This window comes from Paraburkholderia sp. BL17N1 (genome assembly GCF_003634175.1).
Classification (GTDB): Bacteria; Pseudomonadota; Gammaproteobacteria; order Burkholderiales; family Burkholderiaceae; genus Paraburkholderia.
This window is the reverse complement of sequence record NZ_RBIW01000002.1, coordinates 40605-59502: the sequence shown is the minus strand read 5'-3', so window position 1 is coordinate 59502 and position 18898 is coordinate 40605. Positions and strand designations below refer to the sequence as shown.

Below are 18898 nucleotides of genomic sequence, written 5' to 3'. Positions count from 1 at the left end.
CATTCCCCAGATCTGTTCAGTTCAACCCGAGCGGATTGGAGATCAGCAGTCTCCACCCGCCGTCGCGGCCCTTTTTCATAACCTGCGTAGCGGTGCCGCGCTGCTCCTGTTCGTGGCCGTCCGGTAGCGTCACGCTCAGGGACCAGTCAAGCAGGACGAGTGCTATGTCGCCGCTCGTTATCACACGACGTATTTCGTTGTGAATGCGCGGGCGCAGTTGCAGCAACTGAGCCAGACCGCTGCGCAAGCCGGCGGGGTCCTCGTGTGTCGTCTCGCCGTCCGTCATTCGCATCGTGGCTTTACTGCTAAACAAACCGAGCAGTACGTCAAGGTCGCCGGCGTTCAGTGCCGTATCGAAAGCGGCCGGGACCTGCTCAGGCGCGCTGCACACGGCGGACTTGTCTTCGACCGCTGTGACGAATCGCGCAATGAGCTGCGCCACTTCGGCCGGTGCCTCTAGCGGCGACAGGTGTCCAATTCCGGGGAGAATATGCATCCGCGCATGCGGAATACGAGGCATCAGTTCCGCCTGCAGCGTTGCGACGCGATCCACCTGATCAAGCTCACCGGAGATGACAACGGTCGGCGCGTCGATTGATGCCACCGCGGCGGTGATGTCTTCGCGCATGGCGATGTTTGGCCAGGCCGCCTTGGCCTGCGGCGCGGCCCTCAGGCTGTCCTCGATGACTTGCTCCCGGCAAGCAGCGTCAAGTGTTTTAGCTGTGAGCACGTGATCGATAACGAATTCGACCGACTCACGCGACTGATACGCGCCGGTCAACGTCGCACGTTGCTCGTCGGAAAGGTGCATTGGCGACGGGGGCGACGGCGCGACGAGTACAAGACCCTCAAGCCCAGCCGGCCGACGCGATGCGATGAGCTGAGCAACCTTGCCGCCCATCGAATGGCCGACCAGAACGTAGCGCTGCAGACCCAACTCATGGATGACACCTTCGGCGTCGTCGGCAAGATCGGCGATCCGGTAGCCGTCAGCGGGCGCTTCGGAACGGCCCCAGCCTCGGTGATCGATGGCAACAATTCGATAGCGGTCGGCCAATTCGCTTGCCACACCGTCCCATGTGCGGGACGAGCCGCCGTAGTAGTGCAGGAACACGAGCGCCAACTCGCCGCTGCCGCGCTGTGCGACATGAATCCGCGTACCGTTCGATCTGATTTCCATTTTCCTTCCCTAATCATTGCGTAGTGTCTGAATGGTAGATTCAAGTCGTCGGCTTGATAATTGCCAGAATGGTCTACTCAGTCGATAATCGTGTTATCGAATCGGAGGAGCAAATGGACCGGCTGACGAGTCTCGGCGTGTTCGTCGCTGCTGTTGAGGAAGGCAGTTTCGCAGCCGCGGCGCGCCGTTTCGGGCTATCGGCCGCGATGGCCGGCAAGCATGTAAGCGCAATCGAGGCCCAGCTGAATACTCGGCTACTTCAGCGCACTACCCGGCGCCTAAGTCTGACCGATGCCGGCCAGACTTACTACGAGCGCAGTAAGCGGATTCTCGAAGCGTTCGACGATGCCAATCGGGAAGCTGGCGATTCACAAGGGACGGCACGCGGCGTACTGCGGGTCGCAGCGCCAGTTACGTTCGGTGCAATGCACCTGGGCGAGGTTGTTGCCCGCTACCTTGACGATCATCCGCACGTCAATGTGGAAGTGGTGCTCGGAGACCGCTATGTCGACCTGATGGATATGGGTGTCGACGTGGCAATCCGGATCGGACGGCTGCAGGACCCCGGACTGGTGATGCGACGGCTTGCACCATGCCGGATGGTCGTCTGTGCGTCTGTCGCGTACCTCGAGCGCTATGGAACGCCACGCAAGCCCGAAGATTTGCAACGCGTGCAGCGACTGGTTTTCAGCGAGGCCGTGTCGGCCGGCGACTGGACGTTGCTCGATGCGAAAAATCACGCGCACGTCATCGACGGACCATGCCGGATGGCCGCTAACAATACGCAAATGCTGCTTGCCGCGGCCCTCGCCGGCGCCGGCATCGCCTATGGCCCAACCTTCGTGTTCGGAGAGCATCTCCGGCGTGGCGAACTTGTGGCGCTACTGCCAGCTTATCGCGCAGCTGATCTCGCGATTCAGGCGGTTTATCCGAGCGTACAGCGCATACCGCTCAAAGTGCGTCGGTTCGTCGACTATCTTGCCGAGACGTTCGGGGATGAACCGCCTTGGGACCGGATCGGTCATTGAGCGGCAGTTGTACTTCGAAGAGCGGACGCGGGGTTGCCGACCCTCGATTGTCCGTTCCGGGTCCCTTCGCCGCCGGTCGTCCAAATGCGGGGGCTATGGCACGTTGCGGACCCTAAGCGGACGCCTGTGCCGAGTGGCGCACCGGTTGAACGCGCCACTCGAATTGCCTGGATCTGGTTCGGGCTGGCGTCCCGTCAGGATTTGATGAACTCGAGAAGGTCGGGGTTCAGGACGTCCGCGTGGGTGGTCAGCATGCCGTGCGGGAAGCCAGGGTATGTCTTCAACGCGCCGTTCGCGAGCAGGTCGACCGCGCGGGGCACCGCGCTGGCGAACGGGACGATCTGGTCATCTTCGCCATGCATGACCAGTACCGGCACAGTGATCTTCTTCAGATCTTCGGTGTAGTCCTCCAGCCAGGAGGATACGGTCTCGTAGTGGGCTTGGGCGCTGCCGGCCATGCCTTGGCGCCACCAGTTCGCGATCACCGCCTCAGACGGCCTGGCGCCCGCACGGTTGAATCCGTAGAACGGACCCTCCGGGACTGCCCGGTAAAACTCCGAGCGGTTGGCAAGCATGCCTGACTTAACCGCGTCGAACCACTCCTGCGGCTGACCTCCAGGGTTCGCGTCGGTTTTCACCATGTTCGGCGTCAACGAGGCCACCAGCACTGCCTTGGCGACCCGCTCCTGGTGGCGAGCCACGTAGCGGGCCACCTCGCCGCCGCCGGTGGAGTGCCCGATGTGGATCGCGTCGCGGATGCCGAGGTGTTCGGTCAGTGCAGCGAGGTCGGCGACCCAGTGGTCCATGTCGTTGCCGGTGCCGACTTGCTCGGACCGACCGTGTCCGCGCCGGTCATGGGCGATCACCCGGTAGCCGTGATGAAGGAAAAACATCATCTGGGCGTCCCAGTCGTCAGCCGACAGGGGCCAGCCGTGGCTGAAGACGATCGGCTGACCGGATCCCCAGTCCTTGTAGAAGATCTTTACGCCGTCGGGAGTGGTGATCGTAGGCATAGCTGGTACCTCCTGGAAGAGACTGATTGAAGTGTTGGTTCTCCGCGAGACATCGAGAATGCTGCCAGCGGCTTCTTTCGAAGTCTTATTTCATGCGCATCCGAAAACGTGCGAGCGGGGCGCACTCCGACCAAGCTGCGATGGATCTCTAAATGTCTCTCGGCGCCACGCCCTTGCTTCTGGCGCTTGGACGCATCGAGTACAAGAATCGGCCTGTGATTGAGCACTCGGATGCGGTGACCACGCCAGTGAGAACTCCACTTGGGCGCTTGGCTCGTCGATACGGCAGCCGTTCCAATATAGGTATCCCTTGCCTCGATGACAAAGACTTTCTATGATTTGACCTATGCCTCAAAGGCATACGGGAGAACTAATGGAACTTCGACATCTGCGATATTTCATTGCGGTTGCGGAGGAAGGAAGTCTGCTGACAGCCGCGCAACGGCGGCTACACACGTCGCAGCCGTCCCTGAGCCGGCAGATCCGCGATCTTGAGTCCGAAGTGGGTGTGAAATTACTGGAGCGCCAGGCACGCGGTGTGAGGCTTACCGCTGCCGGAAAAATCTTCCTCGATCACGCGCGTCTGGCGCTGCTTCAAGTCGAAGCGGGTATCGACGGCGCACGGCGTACGGAGCAAACTGGAAAACCGATCCTTGCCATGGGCTTCCTTGCCGGGCAGGAAGTCGTATGGTTGCCACACGCGCTGCGAATCCTTCGCGAGGAGGCACCGGATGCGGAGATCACACTGTGCAGCCAGTCGTCTCCGGAGCTCGCTCTTGGGCTGATGCGAGGAAAGCTAGACGTCGCTTTCCTTCGTCCCGAGAGACAGACTGTTGGCCTGTCATTCAAAGTCCTGGCGAAAGAGCCGCTGATCGCGGTACTGCCGGCAAACCATCGGCTGACGTCACGCAAGAAAATCCGGTCGCAGGATCTGGCCAGCCAGATTTACGTCAGTTCATCCAAGATTTCTCCCGTACTGGAATCCGTGATTCAGCAGTACGCATCGAGTGTCGGAATAACGCTCAAGGCGGGATACGAGGGCGAAAACCTCCCGTCCGCAATGTCGCTTGTTACGTCAACGGGTGGCGTCACGCTTATCCCGCTGTACGCGCAAAATATGCTGACACCAAACGTCGTTGCAAGGGCGCTTGACGGCGTGCCTCCGACGATTGATCTCGTCTTGGGATATAGCGATGCAAATACAAACCCGTTGCTTCTTCGGCTGTTATCTCGTGCGGACGAGTTGGTCACAAATGTTCAGGATCAAAGCATCATTCGCTATGCCGTCTAGGTCATCGGCTCGGTCGCAAGTTCGCCGCCCTGCGCTATCATGGTGGACTCGACGAGGGCGCACATGTGTACCTCGAAGCCAACCCGAACGACGCCAACTGCTCACGAATCAGGATGTCATAGCCGACATGCGGGACGTGCAACACATCAAAAGCCGGTTGCTGATGGTCGCGGCATTCGCGATCCCCGCGTTCGTGTTCATCAACGGCTGCAAGTCGACAGCGACGCAGGCTGTGACCGCGCCGGCGAAGGTCGCCACTGACGACGCTGCGCTCGCCGCCAAGGTGAAGCAGGCGCTCGTCGCGGACCCAGGGCTGAGATCCTTGCCGATCAGCGTCGCCACGTATCGAGGCGTCGTGCAGTTGTCAGGATACGTGGATGCAGAGGTACAGATTGAGCAAGCGCTTGCCGTGACGCGCGGCGTGGCGGGGGTGCAATCGGTGAGCAACGATCTACACCTCAGGCCGCAATAACGCGCGCTCGCCGGAAAACAGATGACGGACAAGACAGCGATGCCTGGGCTGCGCGCGGCCAGCGGTTTCGTCAAAGGAACAGGTGCATCTGCGCCTTGACGGGCATTCCCCTGCGCTCTAGCACGTTCGCCGGTTTCGGGCCGACCGTGATCGTTAAGGTTTATTCGACGCCTGCCGGCATGCGCGGAGGCATTCACATTCCTGCGGCCGATGGCAGGCATCGAATAAGCCTTAACGACTACCGCCCCGACGCACCCAACTGAGGGCCGCCCGTTGCGTCCTTCAGCGTTTCAGGCACCGCGCCCCCGGTGCAGATTCCCCCGAATTACGCCCCACCGATATGACCTTCAGCGCGGTGCTACGGCCTACCTGCCGCGCGCAGTGCCGCTCTCAGGCTCATTTCTATGTCGAGAAGTTTCGCGCCGAGCTCCGCAAAGCTGCTGCGCCCCTCGCCGAATATCTCGCCGTTCATGTAGATCGTCGGCACAACGCTAATATCACGCGCCGACACCTCGCTTTGAAAAATTCCTCCGTCGATCGTAATGTTGTGAATCCGTGGATTGATCACCGTCATCATGTTCAGGGCTTGCACAACGTCCACACAGCTTGCGCAAGAGAGCGAAATATAGGTCTCGAAATAATAGTCACGTTCTAGCGTTCGGATCTGTTCAATGGTCGTACGGTCGGCTATTACGGGGTGTCCTCCCACCTGGAGTATTGCGAGGACAAGAGACGAAAATTCAGGTCCTGTCGGAGTGGCGGCAAACTGTATGCCAGCTTTTTCTCCGACCTGCCTGATTGAAAACGATGGCTTACGTTCGTCGCCATGCTGCTCCTCGATTACCGTCACCAGATTTGTCAACGACGCGATTTCGTTCAACATCGTCCGCATCTCGTGCGACGTTTGACCACCGCCCGGCGACACAATCAATTCGACTGGTCTGCGGATGTTTCGCAGATACGTCTGCAGCTGTGACCTGAGACTGATGCTTAACATGATTCGATCCCGTACCAACCTGCACAAGGTTATGTGAAGAAGTGCCAGGAACTGAAAGAAATGTGGACAGAAAGTTCAGCGTGAGTCTGCGATCGGACGACCCGAGAGCTTTACGCCGTCTGTTGCACTGCCGCAATGTTGCCCGGCTGCGTGACAGCACCAACCGTGGTTCAAGAGCAAGCTTATATGCCAACGGCTGACGTGCCAATCTGCCGGGTCGGGAGACGCGGACATTCTCGTCGAAGGCTAGGGGCCGCGAAAACACGCAAGCACCGAAAGCCGGCGGCACCCGTCGGCGGATCTGCGAAGGGCGCGAGACAATGCTCCCTCCAACGTCGGTGCCTTTACTGGGCTAGCCGCACAGATCCAAGGTGCTGGCGATTCGTCTAAAAGGGGTGCACGCGTGCCTGCTCCGGCGGCCACTTCTATGCGACCGACCGAGCTTGTGAACAATCCTGGGCGGCCCGTGTCGGCCGTTCGTCCTCGCCGAACTGAGTCCGACAGCGTCTGGCTCAGGTCGGACCCGCACCAGCCAGTCGATAGCTGGTCGTCTTGATGCCTTTTGCCGGAAGCAGAGCCGCCGCCCGGAAGATCAAGCGCCGACACTGGCGAACGCCTGAAATTTTTCACCATCAGCACTCGCAGCCCAGTCAAGCCGGAGACGATCGGACTTCGACACACTCGTTCGCTTTTCACGTCGCATAAAAGGCCGCTCTCCACAGCGAACCGCGTGTAAGATCGTTCGAATACTGCCGCGGTGGCAGATTGCTGTGACTCGAACACCGCTTGCCCCATCCGTACGGAATCGCATGTCTTGCCGGGAGACGATGCAATGCGCGTACTGCTCGTCGATGATCACGAACTCTTCAGAGCCGGTCTAGCGCTGCTCGTCAAGGAACTTTTCCCGGACGTCGAACTGCTGCATGCGAGTACGTTGTCGCATGGAGTCGATCTGGCGATGGCCGAACATCCGGACATCGTTTTTCTGGACCTCGAACTCCCTGACGGGCACGGTTGCGACGCGCTGGCCCGGTTGAAAGACGCACGAGCATCCTTGCCCGTAGTAGTGATATCGGCCGATGAGAGCACGGAGACAGTCAGTCGATGCCTCGAACTCCGCGCGATGGGCTACGTGCCGAAATCGTCGTCGCCCGAAGCACTCCATGCCGCGATCGTTGCCGTGCTATCAGGCGGCGTGTACCTGCCCGCAGCGAGCATCGCCGGGCTAAGGCGTGCTATCGACATCGCCGAGGCACCGGCACGCGAATCAGGACGGGCACAGCCAACGAACGGCGCCGCTACCGCGTGGGACGCTCCGCTACTTGGACTTACGCCTCGTGAGCACGAAACACTCACGTGGCTCGTACGCGGGCTCCCTTCCAAAGCCATCGCGTCGAAGATGGGGCTCGAAGACATCACTGTGCGCAAGTACATCAGTCATCTGCTTGCGCACTTCAACCTGCGGCGCCGCACTGAACTCATCGTGATGCTCGCGGACAAGGGCATCACGCTCGGCACGCCGTCGGTCACAGATTCTTTGCGAGATCGAGCTTCACCTTCCGATGGGCGGCAACGAACCGGCTGATATCCGCCACCAGATCTTCCGGTGCAGAGGACTTGCGCAGCAGCACGAACGGCTCCGGAAAGTCGCGAAGCACTTGAACGGAGAGTAACTCGCCCGTGATGAATGCGACCGGAATAACGCCCGCCCACGCGAAGTGACGCCTGATCCGATCGGCAACCTCCTTACCGGTGGCTCCATCGCGCAACCGGATGTCGGTCACGATGAGATCGGGAATGCGGCTATCATCGGCGAGAATGGCTTCGAATCCGGCCATCGACTCCGCGGCATGCACGAGCGAGCCCGCGCTCGAGAAAAGGCGTCGCAGGCCTTCGAGGACGGTTGGTTCGTCGTCGCACAGCAGCATGAACGTGCCGTTGAGATCGGGACTGTAGAGGTCGCCGTACTGATTCGTCCCGGTGGCCGGCATCAACGCGGAAATGGTCGCGTAGAGGGAAAAGCGCGATCCGCGCCCTTCAACCGATGCAAAACTCATCGCGTGTCCCGGCAGAATACGAACCGCACGCTGCACGATCGATAGCCCCAGTCCCAGCCCTTTCGAACGGTCGCGCCCCGGATTGTTGATCTGGTAGTACTCGGCAAAAATCGCCTCCCGATGGGCGGGCGCAATGCCGATTCCGGTGTCCCATACATCAACCCGCAGTCGGTCATCCAGATGCACCCAGCCAAGCACGACGCCGCCCGACGACGTGCTCTTGATCGCGTTCGATACGAGATTGGATACGGCCCGTTTGAAGAGTGACCGGTCGGTTTCGATGGGCGGCGGGTCCACTCGTCGCCGCGCAAGTCTGAGATCGATTCCGCGAATCTGTGCCGTCGCCCGATATTGGTTGAGAACCTCGGTCAACAGGTCGAGCGTGTTGACCGATGTCAGGCGGGGAACATACGAGCCCAACTCGGTATAGTCCTGAATATCCTTGAACATGTCGAGGATGTCAGATGCGGTCTCTTCGATGACATCAAGGTCACGATCCACCTTTTGTCCTTCTCGGATCCTCGTCCGGGCGCTGCGGATGAAGAGGTTGATCGCGGCAAGCGGCTGCTGGATGTCGTGATACGCCGACGAAAAGAACCGTTCCTTTTCCTTGACGAGTTCCTGCATGCGTTTGTTCTGCTCGTTGACCGCACGCGATGCAGCCTCGACGCGCCCCTTGGCTGCGCGCAAATTGCGCTGATACATGAATTCGCGCCTCGCCGAACGTTCCAACGGAATACTGACAACCAGCCCGATGAGGTACGTCAGCGGCACACTCATGCCATGCGCAATCACTGACGACAGGTGCATGCCGAACCTCTCGCCTGGAGGCTGGAGATAGAGCATGAGCAGGTAACCCGCGACGCAGAGCCCGACCAGCCACGCTGCCGTGATCGCGCGAAGCCGGAAAGCCATGAATATCGTGAACAGGGTAAGTGTCAGGATCGAATAGACTTCACGCCATGGCAGGTCTACGATCTGCATCATTCTCAGGGTGGCGAACCAGGCGCTAAGCGTCCACATGCAGAGCAGGCCGACGGCCCAGCGTTCGTCCAGTGCGCGCGGGGTCCACAACAGGACGGACACGCCCATGCCAATCGCCGCAGCGGCTCTCACGAAAATGAGTTCGGTGTGGTGCAAGTTGGCGGGATCGAGTATGTCGAGCCGAGCGAAATCGCGGATGGAAAAAACGATCCATAACGCAGTAAAGATTGCGATGGCCAGTCTTCGCTGTCCGGAGAAGCGCCGCGCGTAGTCCATCCGGAACGCACGCTCCTGAGCCGCCGATCTGAATCTGCGCACCCAGAGGTCCGACGATCTCATAGCGATGCCCGATCAGAAATGTCGCCGTCTGCGGATACGGCAGCGTGACATTCAAACAGAATAGCAGGACGTCGTTCGCATCCGAATACACAAATGTAGCAGTACGGATGTACCTGTCTGGTTCCGAATTCCTACATCTTTCGCAGCTCGATTTCGCGTGCTCGCCTACCTATGTGGGTGTCGATGGCGTCGGCTCTGGTCGAAAATCAAAATGACAGCGCCGGGAAACGAGAGTTGAGAATTCCTGCTTCCCGGCATTTACGAGGAGGTCGCCATGAAATCAGTCGTTATCGCGGTCGCCGCAGCGTCGGCCCTTTCCATCCCTCTTGCCACGTTCTCCCAGACCGATCCGGCACCGACGCGCGCCCAGGTGCAAGCGGAGCTTCAGCAGCTCGAACAGGCCGGATATGATCCGGCCAAAGGCGAGGATCCGAGCTATCCGAGCGACATTCAGGCGGCGGAGGCACGGATATCGAGCCAGAGCCCAACGGCGTACGGCGGCGTATCCCCCGGCTCATCGGCGTCCGGTTCCCACGCTGTCGGTCGTCCCGCCTCGACCGAAGACATGAAGCAACTCTATTTTGGAGGCCAGTAGCATCTTCGCCTGCTTCCCTCTGTGGTGTGCCCACACCGGCACCGCTGCTTAATGCGCGCCCAACTTCGGCATGTGTTGAAGACTGGGCAAGCCGGTGCCCCGCCTGGGCGTGCACCAAGCTGGGCGGGCGCCGCTACCGAAGCCGGCTGGAACTCGACTGGTGGCGAAAAGCTCCGCTGGCCGCGAGCACCAGTTCCGTGAACGTTCTACAGAGCCGACGTTGGAGTCGTCAACGCCTGCTTTCCGGCGACGTGGATGAACGCGTATTGCCGGCCAAAATCTGCCGTTGGACATCGGTGGCTGGATCGCTAACAATCGGGGGCCTGCACATTTTCGATGAGGTCCGATCAATGAGTTCGGCTTGCCGGGTCCGGGCGATAACAGACCTCTCATCGCTGGAAGGTACTGCCTATGTCGAAGTCATGGCAGGTGCCTGTACGAATCGATGCTGGAACGATGGTTCGCTGTTTTTCGAGGAAGAGGTGTTTGGGTATATCGAGCCGACGATCGAAAAATACGAGCCGACCTACGATCACTACGCACTCACCCAAATCAGCATGCTTGACTGGGAAAAGATAATAAAAGCCCTCGCGGACGTTTGAAGCAGGCTGGAAATGGAGACATTCAGGCCGGACACGCTGCCGCAGATTGGCTTCCTCTTCACTGATCCGAAAGAAAGAATTACTGAGAGTATGAACGCGAATTGTGTCGCGCTCGGCGCGATGATTTCGCAAATTGAGACGTGGACCAGTGACAATCGTCTCAGGCACAGCTGCGTCACGATCCTCGGCCTGTAGTTTCCATGGCGGCCACGAGCGGACACCCGCCGGGGACACCGAAATCGACAACAATTATGAGTTGCGGTCAGACACATTGGAGACAAGTCAGTGAAGGAAGCCGATTTTGTTGAAATGGTTGCTCGCATCTCAGTCACTCATAGCGCAGATGACAATTCGCTACTAATCACGGCAGCGGATGCCCGTGAGATGTTCGATTGACAATCAGATGCTAGCGACGACCGGCGTGCGTCAGACGCGTTGCCTTGTAAATCCAGGCTTCGGGCGCGCTGCGTCACCCACCACCAACGCGCCGACTGCGTGCCGCGCTTCAACCGTCTTCTCCGTCGAGGGTTCCGTACGACTCCTGTCGCGCCGTCAGCTTCGCGGCTTGCGTTTCCAGCCGCGACAGCAGCGTGTCGAGCATGTGGGCTTCGGCGTCGGTCAGACAGGAGGCGAGTTCCGTGTTGTAGGCTCGCCCGCCTTCGAGCGCCTTGTCGTAGATAGCTTGCCCCGCTTCCGTCAGGGTCAGCACCGTCAACCGCTTATTCGACGGTAGGCGAGATTTCGCTATCAGCTTGCGTTCTACCAGAGTTGCGACGCCCCGACTTGCGATCACCGTATCGAGCGCGGCCATCTGTGAGAGCCGCGTGAGACTCACGTGCGGAAATCGTCCGACGAAAGCGAGAAGCCGCCAGTCACGGCGGCTGATGCCGATATCGCGCCGGAACATCAGGCCGACACCGCGCGTCGCGACGCGCGTCAGATTATGCATTCGGTACATCAGGAAGTCATCGATGTGCTGCGGGTCCTTGACGACGGGCGGCGACGGATCGGTGTCCGGCGAGTTCGATCGTGGCATGGCGGCGATGGGGAATGTGCAAGCCACCATTGTGCCGCGCATTTTGGTGCGACCGCACATACGTTTGATTTGGTCAATCATCGCGCGCGTGCTTACGATCTGGGGCATCTTCTGACGACGCGACGAACCCAGATCATGACTGCCATTCGCAACGTTCTGTTCATCATGTGCGACCAGCTGAGGCGCGACCATCTCGGCTGTTACGGACACCCTTTCCTGCGCACACGAAACATCGACGCGCTCGCCGCCCGCGGCGTGCGTTTCGACAATGCGTTCGTCACGTCCGGCGTCTGCGGGCCGTCGCGGATGTCGTATTACACCGGACGCACGATGACGAGCCACGGCGCGAACTGGAACCGCGTGCCGCTCGGACTCGGAGAAATCACCCTCGGCGAATACCTGAGCTGGCATGGCCGCACGCTCGCGCTCGCAGGCAAGACGCATGTCCTCGCCGACGTCGACGGCATGAAGCGTCTACAAATCGCCAGGTCGAGCCCAATGGGGCAGCGCTTGTCCACCGGCTTCTTCGAAGAACTGGATCGATACGATGGCCATCACGAACCCGGCGCGGAAACCGGCTATCCAGCGTTTTTACGCGCGAACGGCTACAACAGCGACAGGCCGTGGACCGACTTTGTCGTCAGCGTCGAGGACGACAACGGCGACACGCGTTCCGGCTGGCAGATGCGCAACGTCAAATGGCCATCGCGTGTCGCTGAAGCGCATTCGGAAACCGCGTACATGACGTCGCAGGCAATCCGCTATATCGAGGAAAAAGGCGACACGCCCTGGGCACTGCATCTGTCCTACGTGAAGCCGCACTGGCCGTACGTCGCGCCGCGTCCATATCACGACATGTATTCGCTCGACGAGTGTCTGTCGCCGGTGCGTCGTCCCGACGAATTCGACTGCGCTCATCCGGTGCTGGCCGCGTATCGCCGGCATGAAGAGTCGGTCAATTTCTCGCGCGACGAGGTCTCGGATACAGTGCGTCCCGTCTATCAGGGTCTCATTCAGCAGATCGACGATCATCTCGGCCATGTGTGGAACACGCTTGAGCAGCTCGGCCGCTGGAAGGACACATTGATCGTGTTCACCGCCGATCACGGCGATTTCCTTGGCGATCACTGGCTCGGCGAGAAAGAGCAGTTCTACGACACCGTGCAGCGCGTACCGATGATTGTCTACGATCCGTCGCCGCGCGCTGATGCGACGCGCGGCGGCGTCGAACGGCGCTTCACATCTGGCGTCGACGTCGTGCCGACGATTCTCGACGCGCTGGATTTGCCCTCTTACGATGAGCGGATCGAGGGCTGCTCGCTGCTGCCGCTGACGCGCGGCGACGCGGTCGCCAGTGCACACTGGCGCGAGTTCGTCGTCTCCGAATTGGACTTCAGTTTTCGCGCGGCGCGGCTCACGCTCGAGCGCAAGTCGGACGAATGTCGCGCGTGGATGGTCCGCGATACGCACTGGAAATACATACATTGGATGGGATTTAGACCACAACTGTTCGACCTCCAAGCGGACCCGGATGAGTTTGTCGATCTGGGCGAATCAACCGCGCATGCCTCCGTGCGCGCCGCGATGCACGACAAGCTTGTGCGGTGGCAATGCAGCCTGAAGCAGCGCGTCACCATCGACAATCCGACGGTCGCGGCGAAAACCAATACGCACAAGGAATGGGGTGTATTTTTCGGCGAGTGGTAGAAAAGCGGCGAATCGGACACGCAAACCGACCATTCGAGAAGATCCACGTCCGGCAACGACTGGCACGCGATTAGGAGACAACCCATGAACATCCCATCTACACGGCTGGACGACGGCGCGCTTTACCGCAAGATCGCCTGGCGCATCGTGCCGTTTCTGTTCGTCTGCTACGTGGTCAACTTCATCGACCGTGTAAATATTGGCTTCGCAAAGCTGCATCTGCTGCGCGACCTGAAGCTCGACGACGCCGCGTTCGGCATCGCGGCGGGCATGTTCTTCGTCGGTTACCTGCTGCTAGAGTTGCCGAGCAATCTGCTGCTCGCGCGGATTGGCGTGCGGAAGACGCTGCTGCGGATCATGGCGCTTTGGGGTCTCGTGACGATCGCGCTGATGTTCGTGCAAGGTGCGAAATCGCTGTACTTGCTGCGTTTTCTGCTTGGTGCGGCCGAAGCCGGCTTCTTCCCCGGCATGATTTTCTATCTGAGCCAGTGGTTTCCGAATGCACAGCGCGGGCGAATCACGAGCCTGTTCGTAATGGCGGTGCCGCTCGCGGGCATTGTTGGCGGGCCGCTGTCCGGCGTGATCATGAGCCAGCTCGAAGGCGCGCAGGGACTGCACGGCTGGCAATGGCTGTTTCTGATCGAAGGCGTGCCGGCCGTCGTGCTCGGAGTGCTCGCGCTATTGCTGCTCGACGATCGCCCCGCGGATGCGCGTTGGCTCACCGACGATGAAAAAGCCCGCGTGCAGGCTGCGCTCGGGGCAGAGCGCGCGCGCCGCGAAGCGACCCCGGCGCCGTCGAGCTTGCGGGAGCTGCTGCGGAGCCCGCGAGTCTATCTGCTGTGTGCGGTCTACCTGACGGTGTTTATGGGACTGAACGTCGTCGGCTTTTGGATTCCCACGGTGCTGCGCCAGGTCGGCGTCACGCGCATCACGGATATCGGCTGGTTGAGCGGCGGTATGTCGGTGCTGACCGCGATCGGGATCGTGGTGATCGGGCGCAGTTCGGACCGGCGCGGTGAGCGGCGCTGGCACGTTGCTGGCAACGGGATCGGGGTCGCGGCGAGCCTGCTGTTGCTGCCTCTCAGCGCGCATAGCATTGCATTGACGGTCGCGTTGTTGTGCGTGGCGTCGATATGCATTTACGCGACGCTGAGCATCTTCTGGACGATCCCGCCCATGTTCCTGTCCGGTAACGCGGCGGCGGGCGGCATCGCATTGATTACCACGGTCGGCGCGCTCGGAGGCGCTGTGAGTCCGGCGCTCGTCGGCATACTGAAGGAACAGACCGGCAGCATCTACGTTGGGCTCGCGGTAGTCGCTGGTTTGCTACTGATCGGGATGATTGCGCTACTGTGGTTCGTGCCGCAGGAGCAACCTGCGGTCCAACCCGCACGAGCGTCTCCGCCGCAGGTTGCGGCGAAGTAACTCGCGGCGCTCCGCTCCTGAGAGTCGGGGCTTTCGTCGCGGTGAAAATTGCGAGATTGAATGGCTGCTAATGCGGCAGGCGACTGGCTGCTAGGGGTCGGGTGCTGTGCTCCGGCAGGAGGACGGCTGTCGTTCAACGTCACAGGTGGTCCAATGACCGCGGAGCAATCTACAGCGACCCTTGACTGACGATCGGCCCAATGACCGCATTGGCCGATATCGAGTCAATCGGCTTGCCGGTTTGCCGCTGGGATTGCCCGTATCCATCGACGCTGCGAGCGCACGCTAGCAGACTACCGATCGTCGGTACGCTCCGAAAGCCGCTGCTTTGAAGGCGTCTATTTGGCGTGTGCAAAGTGCGATGGCGATATCGTTGCGTTTAATCTACCGTAGGGTTCATGGAGCCCGTGCGCGTGTCCGGAGTCAGTCGTGATGTGCGAGACAGCTATGGATTACCGCAACGCTGAACCCTCATGGTCCGCCCCGCGCGGAAGCGAATGGGTGCGTGAAAGAATAAAGACAGCTTTCATTTTTTGGGTTCTATTGCACGGCCATTCGACGGCGTTTCGGAGTCTATTGCTCAATTTTTCGAGTCTTTTGTGCAGGGACACTCTTCGACACTCACGCCTACGGAAACTCGTCTTGATTTCTTGAACGGTTAGTCATAATATCGGGTGCATGAAACAATCAGGCGATTCGAAACAATCCACGAAGAAAGCCGGCGAGGTCTGCTCGCGCGGCAGGCCGCGCGAGTTCGACACGAACACGGTATTGGCGAGTGCGAGCCAGGTGTTCTGGAATCACGGCTACCACGCCACCTCGATCGACGACCTGTGCAAAGCCACCGGCCTGTTGCGGGGGAGTCTCTACGGCGTGTTCGGCGACAAGCACGGCATCATGCTGGCCGCGCTGGATCATTACGCGGAAGGGTCGGTCGCACGGCTCGCAGAGCGGTTGAACGCACCCGTGCCGCCGGAGGAATCACTGCGCAACGCTTTGCTGCATTACGCTCGGGTCGCGTGCGCGCTAACTGGCGAGCGTAGCTGTTTCATCACCAACACCACGCTTGAAATGCAACCGGGCGACGAACAACTGCGCACCCGCGTCGCCGCGATTCAGCGCCGCATGGCCACGTTGCTGGCGGCGTCGGTGATACGCGGTCAGGCGAGCGGCGCCTTCAACTCCACGCTCGACGAAAAAGCTGTCGGCGATTTTCTGCTCTGCGTCATGCAAGGTCTGCGCGTGCTGGGGCGGGTCGCTCACAAGGAAGACGCGCTGATTGGAATCGTGGACGTGGCCATGCGCGCGCTCGTCTAAATTTTTTTGCCGAATTTTTGAACGATCAGTCATGAAAAGCGAAGCGATCCAGTCCGCTGCGGCGGCATGCGTTGGACCTCAAGGCGCCGCAGCTTCAGTGGTGATCTGTCCTGGCTCTGCGGCCGCGAATCTGGCGACGGGTTCGGCCGCGGGCGTGCCAAAAGGCGTCGCACCAGCGGCCGACAGGACCCAGCCGCGCTTCGAACGGCAAGGGCTTGCGCTGGCGGTGCTGTTTGTCGGCGCATTCCTCGCGCCGCTCGACTACTTCATCGTCAATCTCGCGCTGCCCTCGATTCATACCGGCCTGAACGCCACCGACGCGCAATTGCAACTCGTCGTCTCCGCCTATGCGTCGGCGTATGCGGTGCTGCTGATCACGGGCGGGCGGCTCGGCGATCTGTTCGGCCGCCGCCGCATGTTCATGACGGGCATGGCGGCGTTCGTGGTCGCCTCAGCACTGTGCGGCTTCGCGACCAGCGGACACATGCTGGTGATCTCGCGGATCGTGCAGGGCATCGCCGCCGCCGTCATGGCGCCGCAAGTGCTCGCCACGATTCGCGCGGTGGTGCCGCTGCATCAGCAGACCAAGGTGATGAGCCTGTATGGATTCGTGTTCGGCTTGTCGTCGATCGTCGGGCAGTTGGGCGGCGGCGCGCTGATCACCTATCGCCCATTCGGGCTCGACTGGCGCATCATTTTTCTGATCAACATTCCGATCGGCATCGCGGCGTTTCTCGGCACGTGGAAGTTCGTGCCGGAGAATCAGCCGGCCACGCGCACCGGCATCGACGTGAAGGGCGTGGCGCTGCTGTCCGCCGTGCTGCTGCTGGTCATCTATCCGATGACGCACGGCCGCGAAGCCGGCTGGCCGGCGTGGACCTTCGTGATGTTCGCGCTTGCGGTGCCGGCGTTCGCGCTCTTCGTGATGACCGAGCAGCGCGTGGAGCGCGGCGGCGGCCATCCGCTGGTGGATCTGCAGTTGTTCCGCAACCGGGCCTTCGCGCTAGGGCTCGTGCTCGCGTTTCTGTTCTACTGCAACAGCGCGTTTTTCCTGACCTACGGGATATTCCTGCAGACCGGTTTGCACTGGACGCCGCTCGCCTCGGGCATGGCGATCATGCCGTTCGCGATCGGTTTCGTCGTTGGGCCGCTGGCCTCGCCGGCGGTGGTCAGGCGCATCGGCGGCCATGTGCTCACGCTCGGGTTTTCGATGATGACGGTCGGCTTCATGGTCACGGGCTGGTCCGCCACCCAATCAGCCACCCCGGATTTGCTGTTCTATTGCGGGCTGGTGTGCGCGGGCGTCGGTCATGGCCTGCTGCTGCCGTCGATCATGCGCATCGTATTGCTGGAGGTCGTGCCGGAGAAAGCCGGGCTTGCTTCGGGCGTGGTGTCGTCGACGCTGCAGATCGGCTCGGCGTTCGGCACGGCAGCCATCAGCGGTGCGTTCTTCGGCGCGATCGGCGCGCGCGCGGCACCTGGCGACTACGCGCACGCGTTCCAGCTCAGCCTCGCGATCAACGCACTGCTGATGTTCGTGTGCATCGGCTTGAGCGTGCTGCTCGTGCGGCACCAGCAACTCGCACTGCGCCGCCCGGCGAAGAAGCCGGTTTGAAAATCCGGCGGCGGCAATCGTTTTCAACAAAGATTGCCCGAGGGTATTAGGCATTTTTTTAAACGAGAGTGATTTTAAGCATGGTGCATTTACCGGTGAGTTCGTTATTCACAGGTAATTTTGCTATGCAGGATCAGAATAAACCCTGAATCGCTGTCCGCTGGAGCATTAGATATGACGAAACCGCATTCGCATTTTCTACGGGCGGCGCGGGCACTCCGCAGTAAGCCTTGCGATCGTGCAGTGCGGCATGGAAAGGCGGCCTGACAGCCGATTGCAGGGTTTTCCCGGTTTTTACCCATCCACAGCCGGCAGTGGAAGCCATTCCACTTCCGGTGAAAACGGTATCAATAAAAAGCGCTTGCGGCCATTAATTTCGATTGTTAATCTTGCCCAGTCCTTTAGAGTTTTCCTTCAGCAGATCCATAGTCGAAAAAACCGGCGCAATGACTTAAATACCGTTCAACGGTTCCGTAGGGGGACGAATATGCTGACCGCTACCATTGACGCATTCCAGGCACCGCTCACCGCCCCAATCAACATCGGCGACGTCGTCACCTTGAAGGAAGGCGGCTCGCGCATGACGGTAACCTACGCAGGCCCTGTGGCGCTCAATCCCGGCGACTGGCTGATTTGCGAATGGTTCGATGAGCACGGCGAACTGCGCCGCGAGATGTTTTCACCCGCGAGCGTACGCGTCGAGCCGCGCTCCATTCCCGCTGGTTCCGTCTTGTGGAACCGCATGAGCCGCGCGGCCTGAACGGCCCGCAGCAGGGTCGGCCGGCGCCTTGGCCGACCAGCTCGTTTTCCGCCTCGCCACACCACGCCTGATTTACTTGCCGGAGCGATCCCGCTCGCTCGCGCGTCGTTGCACGCGCACCAGCAGCGCGCTGGAAAACGCCCGCATCCTCACGAGCTTGCGCGTCTCCACGACTTCGCCCGCAATGTTCTTCGGCGGGTTCGGTTGCAACGACCAGTAGAGCGCGAGCAGCCAGCCGAACACGGTCCAGCCGAGACAGGCATTGAACAGCGCCAGCGTCAGCACGTCATGACGCTTGCGCCGGTCGGCCACCACGGCCGGCAAAAAGTAGAGCGCCAGCGCCAGCACCGCGGCGATGGCCTGCACGACGACATTGCCTCCCATGAAGCGGCTCCCTCGCGATAGGCGACCCATGCTGCGATTGTCGCGCGATTATTTTGTTTGCGTAAGCTCGCCGCAAAGGCGTTGCGCCGTGCGTGG

17 protein-coding genes are annotated in these 18898 nt (G+C 60.6%); 11 read left to right on the top strand and 6 right to left on the bottom strand.

Annotated elements, in window-relative coordinates; all coding sequences use genetic code 11:
- Positions 1–16: 16 nt before the first annotated feature.
- Positions 17–1180: an alpha/beta fold hydrolase gene (locus tag B0G82_RS20155; RefSeq protein WP_116145236.1), complete on the bottom strand. Its 1164-nt coding sequence runs from the start codon at positions 1178–1180 to the stop codon at positions 17–19.
- 113 nt (positions 1181–1293) lie between these two features.
- Between B0G82_RS20155 and B0G82_RS20150 the strand changes: the two genes are divergently transcribed.
- A complete protein-coding gene (locus B0G82_RS20150) occupies positions 1294–2208 on the top strand; it encodes a LysR family transcriptional regulator (RefSeq protein ID WP_121308798.1) in 915 nt (304 codons plus the stop codon).
- A 194-nt stretch (positions 2209–2402) separates the two neighbouring features.
- Here the strand turns inward: B0G82_RS20150 and B0G82_RS20145 are convergent, their stop codons facing one another.
- The gene (locus B0G82_RS20145) at positions 2403–3221 is read right to left on the bottom strand and encodes an alpha/beta hydrolase (RefSeq protein ID WP_116145232.1); all 819 of its coding nucleotides are present in this window, start codon (positions 3219–3221) and stop codon (positions 2403–2405) included.
- A 373-nt stretch (positions 3222–3594) separates the two neighbouring features.
- On the opposite strand from B0G82_RS20145, the gene B0G82_RS20140 reads away from it, so the two are divergent.
- Both B0G82_RS20140 and B0G82_RS20135 read left to right on the top strand, forming a co-directional pair.
- The gene (locus B0G82_RS20140) at positions 3595–4512 is read left to right on the top strand and encodes a LysR substrate-binding domain-containing protein (protein WP_121308797.1); all 918 of its coding nucleotides are present in this window, start codon (positions 3595–3597) and stop codon (positions 4510–4512) included.
- Positions 4513–4639: 127 nt separating this feature from the next.
- Positions 4640–4984, top strand: coding sequence for a BON domain-containing protein (locus tag B0G82_RS20135; RefSeq protein ID WP_116145228.1), 345 nt, complete (start codon positions 4640–4642; stop codon positions 4982–4984).
- 358 nt (positions 4985–5342) lie between these two features.
- On the opposite strand, the gene B0G82_RS20130 is transcribed toward B0G82_RS20135, so the two are convergent.
- The gene (locus tag B0G82_RS20130) at positions 5343–5867 is read right to left on the bottom strand and encodes an alkyl hydroperoxide reductase (protein WP_241974749.1); all 525 of its coding nucleotides are present in this window, start codon (positions 5865–5867) and stop codon (positions 5343–5345) included.
- A gap of 946 nt (positions 5868–6813) precedes the next feature.
- On the opposite strand from B0G82_RS20130, the gene B0G82_RS20125 reads away from it, so the two are divergent.
- A complete protein-coding gene (locus tag B0G82_RS20125; protein WP_121308795.1) occupies positions 6814–7566 on the top strand; it encodes a response regulator transcription factor in 753 nt (250 codons plus the stop codon).
- Here the strand turns inward: B0G82_RS20125 and B0G82_RS20120 are convergent.
- Complete coding sequence (locus B0G82_RS20120; RefSeq protein ID WP_158608172.1) at positions 7508–9298, bottom strand: hybrid sensor histidine kinase/response regulator; 1791 nt, start codon at positions 9296–9298, stop codon at positions 7508–7510. The two genes, B0G82_RS20125 and B0G82_RS20120, sit on opposite strands and share 59 nt — an antisense overlap.
- A 337-nt stretch (positions 9299–9635) precedes the next feature.
- On the opposite strand from B0G82_RS20120, the gene B0G82_RS20115 reads away from it, so the two are divergent.
- Together B0G82_RS20115 and B0G82_RS40485 are read left to right on the top strand one after the other, a co-directional pair.
- A complete protein-coding gene (locus B0G82_RS20115; protein ID WP_121308794.1) occupies positions 9636–9956 on the top strand; it encodes a DUF4148 domain-containing protein in 321 nt (106 codons plus the stop codon).
- Between the two features lie 197 nt (positions 9957–10153).
- Positions 10154–10558: a hypothetical protein gene (locus tag B0G82_RS40485; protein WP_147308706.1), complete on the top strand. Its 405-nt coding sequence runs from the start codon at positions 10154–10156 to the stop codon at positions 10556–10558.
- A gap of 505 nt (positions 10559–11063) precedes the next feature.
- Here B0G82_RS40485 and B0G82_RS20100 read toward each other — a convergent pair.
- Positions 11064–11594, bottom strand: coding sequence for a MarR family winged helix-turn-helix transcriptional regulator (locus B0G82_RS20100; RefSeq protein ID WP_121310736.1), 531 nt, complete (start codon positions 11592–11594; stop codon positions 11064–11066).
- A 135-nt stretch (positions 11595–11729) separates the two neighbouring features.
- Here B0G82_RS20100 and B0G82_RS20095 point away from each other — a divergent pair, with 135 nt between their 5' ends.
- The 5 genes from B0G82_RS20095 (at position 11730) to B0G82_RS20075 (ending at position 18418) form a co-directional block, all read left to right on the top strand.
- Positions 11730–13301 carry a sulfatase-like hydrolase/transferase gene (locus tag B0G82_RS20095; RefSeq protein WP_116145214.1) on the top strand — a complete coding sequence of 524 codons (1572 nt, stop codon included), beginning with the start codon at positions 11730–11732 and terminating at the stop codon, positions 13299–13301.
- A gap of 84 nt (positions 13302–13385) precedes the next feature.
- A complete protein-coding gene (locus tag B0G82_RS20090) occupies positions 13386–14726 on the top strand; it encodes an MFS transporter (protein WP_121308792.1) in 1341 nt (446 codons plus the stop codon).
- A 678-nt stretch (positions 14727–15404) separates the two neighbouring features.
- Positions 15405–16043 (top strand): TetR/AcrR family transcriptional regulator, encoded by a 639-nt coding sequence (locus B0G82_RS20085; RefSeq protein WP_121308791.1) that lies wholly within the window; start codon positions 15405–15407, stop codon positions 16041–16043.
- Between the two features lie 31 nt (positions 16044–16074).
- Complete coding sequence (locus tag B0G82_RS20080; protein ID WP_121308790.1) at positions 16075–17658, top strand: MFS transporter; 1584 nt, start codon at positions 16075–16077, stop codon at positions 17656–17658.
- A 487-nt stretch (positions 17659–18145) separates the two neighbouring features.
- Positions 18146–18418, top strand: coding sequence for a YodC family protein (locus B0G82_RS20075; protein ID WP_106278351.1), 273 nt, complete (start codon positions 18146–18148; stop codon positions 18416–18418).
- A gap of 72 nt (positions 18419–18490) precedes the next feature.
- Here the strand turns inward: B0G82_RS20075 and B0G82_RS20070 are convergent, their stop codons facing one another.
- Positions 18491–18802, bottom strand: a complete 312-nt coding sequence (locus tag B0G82_RS20070) for a superinfection immunity protein (RefSeq protein ID WP_116121853.1) — start codon at positions 18800–18802, stop codon at positions 18491–18493.
- Between the last annotated feature and the right edge of the window lie 96 nt (positions 18803–18898).